This is a genomic window from Paractinoplanes deccanensis, assembly GCF_016862115.1.
GTDB classification, from domain to species: Bacteria; Actinomycetota; Actinomycetes; order Mycobacteriales; family Micromonosporaceae; genus Actinoplanes; species Actinoplanes deccanensis.
The window spans coordinates 1-11,149 of sequence record NZ_BOMI01000016.1 but is presented as its reverse complement, the minus strand read 5'-3'; the positions used below and the strand labels follow the sequence as shown (position 1 = coordinate 11,149).

General features: G+C 72.3%; 9 protein-coding genes. 4 read left to right on the top strand and 5 right to left on the bottom strand.

Annotated elements, in window-relative coordinates:
- Positions 1-16 precede the first annotated feature (16 nt).
- From Ade02nite_RS05555 to Ade02nite_RS05540, 4 genes are all read right to left on the bottom strand, one after another.
- Positions 17-214 (bottom strand): helix-turn-helix transcriptional regulator, encoded by a 198-nt coding sequence (locus tag Ade02nite_RS05555; RefSeq protein ID WP_239168552.1) that lies wholly within the window; start codon positions 212-214, stop codon positions 17-19.
- A 373-nt stretch (positions 215-587) separates the two neighbouring features.
- Positions 588-2,765: an MMPL family transporter gene (locus tag Ade02nite_RS05550; protein WP_203760421.1), complete on the bottom strand. Its 2,178-nt coding sequence runs from the start codon at positions 2,763-2,765 to the stop codon at positions 588-590.
- 14 nt (positions 2,766-2,779) lie between these two features.
- Entirely contained in the window at positions 2,780-3,340 is a 561-nt protein-coding gene (locus Ade02nite_RS05545; protein ID WP_203760420.1) for a TetR/AcrR family transcriptional regulator, read from the bottom strand.
- Positions 3,341-3,455: 115 nt separating this feature from the next.
- Positions 3,456-4,211 (bottom strand): S1 family peptidase, encoded by a 756-nt coding sequence (locus Ade02nite_RS05540; RefSeq protein ID WP_239168551.1) that lies wholly within the window; start codon positions 4,209-4,211, stop codon positions 3,456-3,458.
- 230 nt (positions 4,212-4,441) lie between these two features.
- Here Ade02nite_RS05540 and Ade02nite_RS05535 point away from each other — a divergent pair, with 230 nt between their 5' ends.
- Together Ade02nite_RS05535 and Ade02nite_RS05530 are read left to right on the top strand one after the other, a co-directional pair.
- The gene (locus Ade02nite_RS05535; RefSeq protein WP_203760419.1) at positions 4,442-6,646 is read left to right on the top strand and encodes an MMPL family transporter; all 2,205 of its coding nucleotides are present in this window, start codon (positions 4,442-4,444) and stop codon (positions 6,644-6,646) included.
- A 171-nt stretch (positions 6,647-6,817) separates the two neighbouring features.
- Positions 6,818-7,519 carry an SDR family NAD(P)-dependent oxidoreductase gene (locus tag Ade02nite_RS05530; protein WP_203760418.1) on the top strand — a complete coding sequence of 234 codons (702 nt, stop codon included), beginning with the start codon at positions 6,818-6,820 and terminating at the stop codon, positions 7,517-7,519.
- Positions 7,520-7,633: 114 nt separating this feature from the next.
- On the opposite strand, the gene Ade02nite_RS05525 is transcribed toward Ade02nite_RS05530, so the two are convergent.
- Entirely contained in the window at positions 7,634-8,875 is a 1,242-nt protein-coding gene (locus Ade02nite_RS05525) for a YncE family protein (RefSeq protein WP_203760417.1), read from the bottom strand.
- Between the two features lie 130 nt (positions 8,876-9,005).
- Here Ade02nite_RS05525 and Ade02nite_RS49065 point away from each other — a divergent pair, with 130 nt between their 5' ends.
- Both Ade02nite_RS49065 and Ade02nite_RS05515 read left to right on the top strand, forming a co-directional pair.
- Positions 9,006-10,196 carry a PucR family transcriptional regulator gene (locus Ade02nite_RS49065; protein WP_239168549.1) on the top strand — a complete coding sequence of 397 codons (1,191 nt, stop codon included), beginning with the start codon at positions 9,006-9,008 and terminating at the stop codon, positions 10,194-10,196.
- Positions 10,197-10,540: 344 nt separating this feature from the next.
- On the top strand, positions 10,541-11,080 hold the full coding sequence (locus Ade02nite_RS05515) for a DUF4240 domain-containing protein (RefSeq protein ID WP_239168548.1): 540 nt from the start codon (positions 10,541-10,543) through the stop codon (positions 11,078-11,080).
- Positions 11,081-11,149 lie beyond the last annotated feature (69 nt).

The following is an 11,149-nucleotide window of genomic DNA, read 5'->3' as shown; positions in this document are numbered from 1 at the left end:
TCGGTCGGGCGCTCACCTACCGCTTCTCGTCCTCCTGGATCCGGTTCGGCCGCCGAGCCGCCCACTCCCGCACCTCGGAGGTTCGCCAGATCCGCCCCACCGACAGATGCGCGATCGGCTCCGGGAAGTCCGCCCGATCCACCAGCACAGCCACACGTTGCCGACTAACGCCAAGATAATCAGCGATCTCCGCGGCGGCCATGATTTCGTCCATCGACGTCGATACTCCGATCACAGGCATTGTCGATCTGACAATCCGGGAGGTTTGTCTAGTAGACGACCCCATGCGCCGTTCTCACGACGCTCTCGGTTCGGGCAACGCGGACGGCAGTCCGGCCCGACACGTGGCGACCCACCTTGCGCCTTGCGAGCCAGGCGCCACTTGCAGGAGGTCACCTTGTCAGGCATCCAGAGCCGCGACCCGATGCAGCGCATTGCTCGACGCCGCCATCCTCGAGACCTCGGTTGTCGCGCCTACCGGGTGAACGGCGCGCCCCGGAGCGCGGCGGGCGAACGCCGCAGGCAGGGCGAGGCCCCCGGCGCGGAGCCGGGGGCCTCGGGTGACGGCACGTGGGTGGGAATCGCCCTCAGGAGGCGTGGACGGTGTCCGGGGTGTCGCGCCTGGCCGGGGCCTCGCGCTCCAGGGCCGCGCCCTCGACGTCGACGACCGGGAGCCAGCCGAGCCAGCGGGGCAGCCACCACGCCGAGCGGCCGAGCAGGGCGATCGCGGCCGGGACGAGGATCATGCGGACCACGATGGCGTCGAAGAGGATGCCGATGGCCAGGGCGAAGGCGATCGGCTTGATCGTGTCGTTGCCCTCGGGGACGAAGCCGGCGAAGACCGAGAACATGATCGTGGCCGCCGCGACCACCACCGGGGCCGCCTGCTTGAAGCCGGTGACCACCGCGTCGCGTGGGGCGGCGCCGTGCGCGTGGGCCTCGTGCATGCGCGAGACCAGGAAGACCTGGTAGTCCATCGCCAGGCCGAACAGGATGCCGACGATGATGATCGGTGCCAGGCTCAGCAGCGGGCCGGTGGTCTGCGCGTTGACCAGGGCGGAGAGCCAGCCCCACTGGAAGACCGCGACCGTCGCGCCGAGCGCCGCGCCGATGGTGAGCAGGAAGCCGAGCACGCCGACGACCGGCACGAGCAGCGACCGGAAGACCAGCACCAGCAGGATGAACGCGAGGCCGACCACGAGGATCAGGTAGCGCGGCAGGGCCTGGTCGAGCTTCTCCGACACGTCGATGCTGACCGCCGTCGTGCCGGTCACGTACACCTTGGCGTCCGGCCCGTCCGCCACGTCGTCGCGGATCGAGTGGACCAGGTCGAGCGTCGCCGCGTCCTCCGGGCCCGACGTCGGGATGATGGTGATGAGGGCGGCGTTCTGCGCCTGGTTGGGCTGGGGTGCGGCCACGACCGCGACTCCCGGCAGCGTCTGGACCTTTTGCTGTACGGTCGCCGCGTACGCCGGGGCGCCGGAGCCGTCCACCAGCACCAGCAGCGGTCCGGCGAAGCCCGGCCCGAAGCGCTCGGCGATGATCGCGTCGGCCTTGGCCGCGCTGCTGCCGTCGGCGGCCTTCTGGATGAGCGTGGTGCGCAGCGAGAAGAACGGGATGGCGATCACCGCGAGCGCGATCACCGCGAGGGCCAGGCTGATCACCCGCCGGCCGGTGACCATGCCGGCCCAGCCGCGGAAGAAGCCGCGGTCGCGCACCGGCGCCCCGGCCGGGTGGGAGCGGGCCTTCTTCGGCAGCGCGCGCATGCCGAGCGCGCCCAGGAACGCCGGGAGCAGGGTGATCGCCACGAGGACGGCGACCACGATGGTGGCCGCGGCGGCGAGGCCCATCTCGGTGAGGAACGGGATGCCGGCGACCGAGAGGCCGGCCAGCGCGATGACCACGGTCAGGCCGGCGGTGACGACGGCGGAGCCGGCCGTGCCGACCGCGAGCGCCGCCGCTTCCGCCGGGGGCAGGCCGCGCCTGAGCTCCTGCCGGTGCCGGGTGACGATGAACAGCGCGTAGTCGATGCCGACCGCGAGGCCGAGCATGACCGCGAGGATCGGGGTGGTCGACTGGAGGTCGACGAATCCGCTCAGGGTCGTGATGCCGAGCGCGCCGATGGCCACGCCCACCAGGGCCGTCAGCAGGTTCATCCCGGCGAGGACCAGGGAGCCGTACGTGACGGCGAGCACGACGAGCGCCACGACCACACCGAGGATCTCGCCGGTGCCGCCGATGTCCGCCCCGGACTCCTGGGTCGCGTCGCCGCGCGCCTCGACGGTCAGCCCGCCGGACCGGGCCTCCTCGACGACCGCGGTGAGCGCCTCCCGCTCCTCCACGGTGATCTCGGAGTTTTGCACGCCGTAGCTGACCGTGCTGTACGCGGTGCTCTGGTCGCGCGAGACCGTCGGCGCCTGCGGGTTGAGCGGGTTGGTCGCGGACAGCACGCCCGGCAGCTTGCCCAGCTTCTCGACCGTGGCGGCGACCTGTGCCGCGTTCGCCTGGTCAGTGATCTTGCCGCCGGCCGGCGCCTCGAAGACCACCTGCGCGGACGCGCCCGCCGAGGCCGCGCCGAACCGCTCGCGCAGCAGCTTGAGCGCGACGGTCGACTCCTGGCCCGGGATCTCGAACGTGTTCACGGTTGTGCCGGACAGGGTGGCCGCGCCGACGCCGAGACCTATCAGCGCCACCAGCCAGACGACCATGACGATCGCCTTGTGTCGTACCGAGCCCAGTCCTAGGCGATGCAGCAACGTTGCCATGAGGGTTCCCTTGATTAGTGGGCGTTTCTGTGGCCGAGCGCGTCGTAGCTGACGGCGATGAGGTCGTCGAGGGTGACGACCAGGGGCTTGTCACGCATGGTGATGCCGAGCAGGACGAGCGCGCCCAGCGCGCCGACCACGCGGATCGCCCGCGCGTTGTCGCGCTCGGGGTCGAGCGCGAAGGCGGCGAAGATGCCGTGGCCGAGCTCGGTGAGCGCCTGGCCGACGTCGGAGTCGGGCTCGCTCTGCAGGGCGGAGAGCAGCAGCGCGAGGGTGCCGGGCAGGCTCATGGCGAGGCGGGCGGTCTCGGTGAGGACCGCGCGGTCGCGCTCGGGACCGGCCGGCATGCCCTCGACCTGGTCGGCGATCTCGCGCACGGCGCTCAGGGCCTTGTCGATGACGGCCTGCTGGAGCGCCTCCTTGGTCGGATAGCGGTGCAGCAGCCCGGTCTTGGAGTAGCCCACCGCGTCGGCGATGCGCTGCACGGACGTCTCCCGGAAGCCGTGCCGCGCGAAGAGGGAGGCGGCTGCTTCGAGGATCTCGTCGTCGATCTGCTGCTTCGTCGGCCGAGGCATGGGGACCAGAGTAGTCGGTTAGGGACCACCTTGGTCGGTAACCGACCGTGGTGGTCCTCACATGACGAAGGCCGGCTACGGGGTCATTCCCCGTAACCGGCCGGCGAACCCTTGCCTATCGGGCGATCTGCTTGATCCAGGAGGCGATGTTGTCGGTACGGGCGGCGGTCTCGACCCCCGTGTGCGGGCAGGACGGGCCGGTGCTCACCACGGCCACGAGCTCGCCGCGCTTGGTGAAGAAGGGCGCTCCGGAGTCGTACGGGCACGGCGTGGTGTCCGGCGCGGGAGCGTACCCCCGCAGGCCCGTCACGTTGTCGCGCAGCTCGACCACCTCGAGCTGACCCGTCTGGAGGCGGGTGACCGGCGCCGGGTTGACGCTGGTGGTGGAGCCGTAGCCGGTGAGCCGCACGATCGCGCCGATCTCGGGCGCCGTCCGGCCGACCCGCAGCGGGCGGATGTCGCGCACCGGCTCCGCCAGCCGGGCGAGCGCGACGTCGGCGGTGGGCGACTGGCGCACGGCCACGATCTCGATCTCGTGACCGCGGGTGGTGTCCGTCAGATCGGTGCGGCCGACCGTGGCGGTGGTCAGGTCGGCGACCGGATACTCCACGCGCACGTTGTTCGCGTCGCGGAAGCAGTGGCCCGCGGTGATCACCCAGCGGGCCGAGATCAGGGCGCCGGAGCAGGCGCTGTTGCGCTTGCCGCCGTCGGCCGTCGGGATGCCGGTCATGGTGAGCTTGACCGCGAAGGCGTACTTGCCGATGGGCACGGGCTCGCCGTTCGCGACGGCGTTCGCGGGCCCTGAAAGTCCGAAGAGGACACCGCCGATCGTTGCCGCCGCAACGACCATCGACCATATTCGCTGTCTCATCCGGCCGACGGTAGCCGATCTCCGCCTCAGGGGCATTCCGGGGAAAGCCCTGAGGCTTTTCCGGGCGCGGCGCCCGATTCGGCACCTTTGGCGGGCCGTCTGTGCTGCTCATCCGACACTTTCCCGGGCCGGCCCCATCCGGGTACGACGGGGGTTCGGCCCGGATGTTCCCAGCTCTCCCGCTGCCTAATTTCAGCTTCGACACAGAAAACTTTTCCAGGGGGATCTCGATGGGCAAGCGGCCGATAACGGTACGCGTGGCGCGGTGGAGCGCCGAGCATCCGTGGCGTGCGATCGCGCTGTGGGTGGCATTCGTGGCGGTGTGCTTCATGGCCGGCAACGCCGCCGGCACCAAGGAGGCGACCGCCGAGGACAGCGCGATCGGCGAGGCCGGCCGCGCGTACGTGATGATCGACCGCGGCAAGTTCAACGAGGCGCCCGCCGAGGACAACGTCCTCATCACGGCCCGGTCCGGCGCGCTCGACAAGGCGGCCGCCGACGCCGCGGCCGCCGACGCCGCCGCGGCCCTGCGCACCACGACCGGCGTCTCCGCCGTCGGCGAGCCGATCCCGGCGCGCGACGGCTCGGCGCTGCTCGTGCCGATCACCATGAGCGGCGACCCCGACACCGCCTCCGACCGGGTCGAGCCGCTGCACACGGCGGTCGCCTCGGTGCAGGACAAGCACCCGGAGCTGCGCGTCGAGTCCGTCGGCGGCCCGACCATCGGCAAGGCGCTCGACGACACGCTCGGCAAGGACTTCCAGCGCGCCGAGCTGCTCAGCCTGCCGGTCACCCTGGCGATCCTGATCCTGGTCTTCGGCGCGCTGATCGCCGCCGGCGTGCCGGTGCTGCTGGCCCTCATGTCGGTGGCCGCCGCGATGGGCCTGTCCACGCTGGCGTCCCACCTGATCCCGTCCACCGACACCACCAACAGCGTCATCCTGCTGATCGGCATGGCCGTCGGCATCGACTACTCGCTGTTCTACGTCCGCCGCGAACGCGAGGAACGCGCCAAGGGCCGCGGCCACGTCGACGCGGTCGAGATCGCCGCCGAGACCTCCGGGCACGCGGTGGTCGTCTCCGGCACCGCCGTCATCATCGCCATGGCCGGCCTCTTCCTGGCCCGCGACGCGGTGTTCTCCTCGCTCGCCGTCGGCTCGATCCTCGTGGTCGCGGTCGCCGTGATCGGCTCGCTGACCGTGCTGCCGGCGCTGCTCGCCAAGCTGGGCCGCTGGGTCGACCGCCCGCGGGTGCCGTTCCTGTGGCGCCTCACCAACCGGTCGTCCGAGGGCCGCGTGTGGCGGCGCATCCTGAGCCCGGCGCTGCGCTGGCCGGCCGCCACGCTGCTGGTCAGCGTGCTGGCGCTGCTCGCGCTGGCGGCTCCCGCGCTCGGCATGAAGCTCAAGTTCCCCGGCACCGAGGACCTGCCCCGCACCACCCCGGCCATGCAGGCGTACGACCGCCTCACCGCCGCCTATCCCAGCAACGGCACGACGCACGACGTGGTCGTCTCGGCGCCCGCGTCCGCGGCGGCCGACGTCAAGGCCGCGCTGACCCGCCTGTCCGAGAGCACGCAGGGCAACAAGCTGTTCGCGCCGATCGAGGAGACCGGACCGGACATCAAGGTCTCCGCCGACAAGACGATCACCGTCCTGGACGTGGCGACGCCGTACGCGTCCCGCAGCGACGAGGCCGCCGACTCGCTGCACGAGCTCCGGGAGACCCTGGTGCCCGCGGCCCTCTCCGGCATCCCCGGCGCCACCTACGCCGTGGGCGGCGGCGTGGCCGAGAGCGAGGACTACGCGGCGCACGTCTGGCGGACGCTGCCGCTGGTGGCCGGCTTCGTGCTGGTGCTGACGTTCCTGGTGATGGCGTGGACGTTCCGCTCGGTGGTGGTGGCGCTGACGTCGATCGCGCTCAACCTGCTCTCCGCCGGCGCCGCGTACGGCCTGCTGGTCCTGGTCTTCCAGGGCGACTGGGCCGAGGGGCTGCTCGGCTTCACCTCGATGGGCGCGATCGTCACCTGGCTGCCGCTGTTCCTGTTCGTGGTCCTCTTCGGCCTGTCGATGGACTACCACGTCTTCGTGGTGAGCCGCATCCGCGAGGCCGTGCAGCGGGGCGTGCCGACCCGCGAGGCGGTGGCCGAGGGCATCACCGGCTCGGCGGGCACGGTGAGCAGCGCCGCGATCGTCATGGTCGCCGTGTTCTCCATCTTCGCGACGCTGAGCACCATCGACATGAAGCAGCTCGGCATCGGCCTGGCCGCCGCCATCCTGCTCGACGCGACGATCATCCGGGCGGTGGTCCTGCCGTCCCTGATGACCCTGCTGGGCGCGAAGAACTGGTGGGCGCCCCGCTTCATGCGCCCCCGCGGCCGCCACGCGGCACCGGTCTCGCCGGCCGCACCGACCCCGGAGCTGGTCGGCCGCCACTGACCCGCACCGGCGCTCCACCCGAGGCCCCCGGCACCGCGCCGGGGGCCTCGCCCTTTCCCTCCCTCGTCGCCCAGGTGCCGGACGTCACTTGGCAACCGCCGCACCATCTACGGCAAGATCGGACACGTTGTCCGACACCATGACCGAACGATCCGGAAAGAAGGCCCTCGTATGAAACTCGGAATCGCCGGCCGCACCGCCCTCATCATCGGCGGCAGCGGCCTCCTCGGCCGGGCCGTGGCCACCGCCCTGATCGCCGAGGACGTCCGCGTGATACTCGCCGCACGGGACCGGTCACGCCTGGCCGAAGCGGCGGAGAGCGTCGGCGGCGACGTCGCCTGCCTCATCGTCGACACACTCGACGAGGCGTCCGTGAAAGCCGCCGTCGAGCGAGCCGGCACAGTGGACATCGTGGTCAACGCCGCCGCCCCACCCGCACAGACCCTGGACCCCGCCCGGCAGGGGGAACCCCAGGAGGTTCTCGCCGCCGTCGACGCCAAGGCCATGGGGTATCTGCGCGTCATGAACGCCGTCCTGCCCGGCATGCGCGACCGGGGCTTCGGCCGCGTGGTCAACATCAGCGGCCAGGGCGCCCACCTGACCCTGTCGGTCGCCGGCGCCGTCCGCAACCAGGCCGTCATCACCGCCGCCAAGGTCCTCGCCGACGCGTACGCCGGTTCCGGCGTCACCGTCAACGTCGTCAACCCCGGCGTCGTCACGGCCGCGCCGTCGTCGGCGATCGCGCCCGCGACCGGCGGCGAGTCGACCCCCGAACAGGTGGCCGCCCTGGTGACGTTCCTCTGCTCGGGCCCCGCCGCCGCCATCTCCGGCGAGTCCATCGCCGTCGGCCACCGCCTGCTCGGCGTTCAATAGCTCGGCGTCCAGTCGCTCGGCATCCCGCGGCTCGGCATCCCGCGGCTCGGCATCCCGCGGCTCGGCATCCCGCGGCTCGGCATCCCGTGGAGGGCGGCACGCGGGGGCGCGATCCTAAGCCGGGGGCCGCCAGCCCGCGGGGAGCTGTCCGACGCGTACGCGCTGGGGGTGGTCGCCGACCGCGACCGAGGCGACGCGGCGGCCCGTGGCGAAGCTGATGGCGCTGACCCGGTCGGCGCCCGACTCCGAGATGACGCAGTCGCGGCCGTCGGCGCTGACCGTGGCCCAATAGGGCTTGGACGCCTCGACCAGCGGGCCCTCGGCCAGGGTGGCCCGGTCGACGACCGTCACGTAGTCGTCCATGGTGCCGGCGGCGCAGAGCTTCGCGCCGTCGGGGCTGATCGACAGGCCGTGGTGGCGGGAGTCGTTGACCCACGTCGTACGGTCGGTGCTGGTGGCCGGGTTGAGCGGCAGCGGCTTGACCCGGGTGATCCGGTCGCTCGCGACGTCGTATTCGATCAGGCCCGCGAAGAACGAGACCTGGAAGTACAGCTTCGACTCGTCCGGGGTGAGAACGGCGGGCCGTACGGCGTCGGAGAGGTCACGCCGCCCGAACGCGTCCAGCCGCTGGCGCATGTCGATCGTCCGTACCACTTGGAAGGTCCTCGTGTCGGCGATGGTGATGCGCCGGTCGCCCTTGGTGAAGTCGAGCCAGGGGTCGTCGAGCGACGTGTTGACCTCGCCGATCGACGAGTTCCAGAGATAGCGCCCGCCGTCGGTGTAGATGTTCTCGTGCGGCTTGTCGCCGGTCGTGAACGAGCCGAGCTGCCGGCCGGTGACGATGTCCAGCACGTGCACGGTGTTGGAGGTGGACGCGGAGACCGCCACGGAACGGCCGTCCGGCGACACGGCCATGTGGTCGCTGCGATAGCCGGACACCGGGAAACGCCAGCGGATCGCGCCGGTCGCCAGGTCGATCGAGACGACGTCGGCGAAGCTGGGCCGCGAGGCGACGAGGGCGGTGCCGTCGGGCGTCGTGTACATGTCGTCGACGAGCTGGTCGTGCCCCTCCCCCGGGCCGAGCCGGATGCCGAGGAAGAAGGCCAGGCGCACCGGGTTGAGCGCGATCTCGGCCATCCGCTGGTCCCGGTCCGGCACGACGTCGAGCCGGCCGAGCTTGGCGTAGTCGCCGCTGGGCCGGATGACGTCGACGGTTCCCTCCCAGTTGTTGCCGACGAACATGACCTGCTGCGGTGCCGCCACCTCACGCGCCGCCGCTCGCGTCGCCACTGCCGTCACCGCGACGGCGCCGAGCAGGACGGCGGCGGCCGCCCTGGCTGCTCTCCCTGCCAACATGCCTGCCTCCCGGGGTTACCTTGCGGTAACCACATCGAAACAAGACAATCTCTGGCATCGATAGGGGACGACAGCCAAGCCGGACCGGCCACGTTGTGGCCGGCACACAACCGGCCCGAGGGAGGTCGCGATGCTCGCGCGGTTGGTGAGCGACCTGGCCGCCGACGACGACCTCGTGGACGAGGTGCTGCGCGCCGCCTTGAACGCCGGCACCGTGGAGGCCGGCGCCCCGGACGCCGGCGCGGCGACCCGCAGCCAGGTGGCGGCCGTGCTGGCCGCGGGGTTCGACGCCTTTCTGCGGGCCGCGGACGCGGTGGGCCCACACGGCGCCGCCGGCTCTCCGCCCGTCACCGCCGGCTCTGGCACGGTGGACTCCGAGTTCGGCTTTCCGGTGGACTTCAGCCAGGCCGCGCGTTTCGGCGCCGAGCAGGCGGCGCTCGGCGTACCGGTGGTGCGGCTCCTGGCCGGGGTGCACGCCGGCCGCAGTCGCCTGCTGGAGATCGCGGTGGACCGGGGCCGGGCGGCGGGCATCCCCGACGACGCCCTCCTGCACGGCCTTCTCAAACTGGAGCGGTACGGCCGAGCGCTCGAACAGCACGTCATCGACGGCCACCGCACGGCGGAGCGCACCCTGGACCGCGACGACCGCGCCACCCGGATGCGGGTCCTGCGCCGGCTCCTGCTCGGCGACCCCTCCTCTCAGGACGACCCGGCCCGCTTCGGCCTGCGCCCGGACGGCCTCTACCACTGCCTGGTCTCGGACGTCGCCGACCCCGCCCGGGTGCGCGCCTGTGAGGAGGCCGTCTCCCGCACCGGCGGCGTGCTCGCCCCCGTGAACGGCCAGATCGCCGGCCTGACACCCCGCCTACCGGCCGGCCGCGCCGTCGGCCCCCCGGTCCTGATCGTCGTCACACCCCCCGTGACGCTCGCCGACGCACCGGCCGCCCACCGGCTCTGCACCGAGGCCCTGCGCGCCGCCCGCTCCCGCGGAGCCACCGGCGTGTGCCGCGTGACCGACGTGGCCACCGAGACAGCCTTGACCGCCCAGCCCCTCCTGGCCACCATGCTCGGCGCGGACCTGCTCAGCGCCCTGGACCCGGCCGACGAGTTCCACCGTCAGCTGGTCACCACCGCGCTCGCCTACCTCGACCACAGCCACCGCCTGGACCTGACCGCCACGGCGCTGCACCTCCACCCGAACACGGTCCGCTACCGCCTGCGCCGCCTCACCGAACTCACCGGCTTCGCCGAGTCCCCTTCCGTCCCCGAGACCGTCCGCTGGTGGTGGGCCCTGCACACCTGGAGCCGCCCCCGTCCCTGACACCGCGGCCCTGCTCCACACCCGCCACCCACCTCGCCGGCGGCCCGCCACCGCCCGCCGCCACCACCTCCCCCACGCCCCTCACCGCCAGTGCCTGCCGCCGCCCACCTCCCCCACGCCCGTCACCGCCAGTGCCTGCCGCCACCCACCTCGCCCTCGCCCGCCACCCACCAATCCCGGCCGCACGCCACCAACCGCGCCGTCCTCGGGCGCACTCGCCCACCGCTCGGCCCGCGCCATTCACACCTCCCGCGCCACCTCCGCCCTGCCCTCCACACCCTGAGCACGGCAACCCCGGGGCACCCGCTGTGCGTCCTCATTGGACGGCCGCTACCATCCCGCGCGTGGACGAGACGCTGAACAAGCCGGGCCGCGTGCCGACGGCGGCGGACGAGGATCGTTTCTGGAGCCTGATAGAGACCGCCTGGCAGCGCCTGGGCCCCGAGCCGCTCGCCCTGCGCCGGGCCCTGCTCGAGCGCGACCCCGCCGACGAGGACTTCGAGCTCTACGCCATCGACGGCTGGCTGGAAGCCTTCCTGCGCGAGCTCACCGCTCTCACCACCGACCTGAACAGCGCCGACCTGACCGCCCTCGACCGCGTCCTCGAACGCAAGCTCCACGACATCGACCGCGCCGACATCCACGAGGTGACCGACGGCTCCGACGACGGCTTCCTCTACGCCCGCGGCTTCATCGTCGCCCTGGGCCGCGACTTCTACGAGGCCGTCCGCCACGACCCCGCGGTAGCCGTCCTGGACGCCGACTGCGAGGAGATGTGCTACTTCTTCGCCCACCTGCACGAGGCCCGCTTCAACGCGTGGCCCGAGACCGGCTCCGCCATCTCCCGCGAGACCGGCAACAACCTGGCCGGCTGGACCCCCTGACCGGCTCCTCCTGATGCTCGCGCCGGCCGGTCCCTGCGCAGAACCGCGCTGACCCCGCATCCCCGGCTG

What these genes read in the sequence shown, in the direction of transcription:
- Ade02nite_RS05525 (WP_203760417.1), bottom strand. Translation starts at nt 8,875, where the DNA reads ATGTTGGCAGGGAGAGCAGCCAGGGCGGCCGCCGCCGTCCTGCTCGGC.
- Ade02nite_RS49065 (WP_239168549.1), top strand. Translation starts at nt 9,006, where the DNA reads ATGCTCGCGCGGTTGGTGAGCGACCTGGCCGCCGACGACGACCTCGTG.
- Ade02nite_RS05545 (WP_203760420.1), bottom strand. Translation starts at nt 3,340, where the DNA reads ATGCCTCGGCCGACGAAGCAGCAGATCGACGACGAGATCCTCGAAGCA.
- Ade02nite_RS05540 (WP_239168551.1), bottom strand. Translation starts at nt 4,211, where the DNA reads ATGAGACAGCGAATATGGTCGATGGTCGTTGCGGCGGCAACGATCGGC.
- Ade02nite_RS05535 (WP_203760419.1), top strand. Translation starts at nt 4,442, where the DNA reads ATGGGCAAGCGGCCGATAACGGTACGCGTGGCGCGGTGGAGCGCCGAG.
- Ade02nite_RS05550 (WP_203760421.1), bottom strand. Translation starts at nt 2,765, where the DNA reads ATGGCAACGTTGCTGCATCGCCTAGGACTGGGCTCGGTACGACACAAG.
- Ade02nite_RS05555 (WP_239168552.1), bottom strand. Translation starts at nt 214, where the DNA reads ATGGACGAAATCATGGCCGCCGCGGAGATCGCTGATTATCTTGGCGTT.
- Ade02nite_RS05530 (WP_203760418.1), top strand. Translation starts at nt 6,818, where the DNA reads ATGAAACTCGGAATCGCCGGCCGCACCGCCCTCATCATCGGCGGCAGC.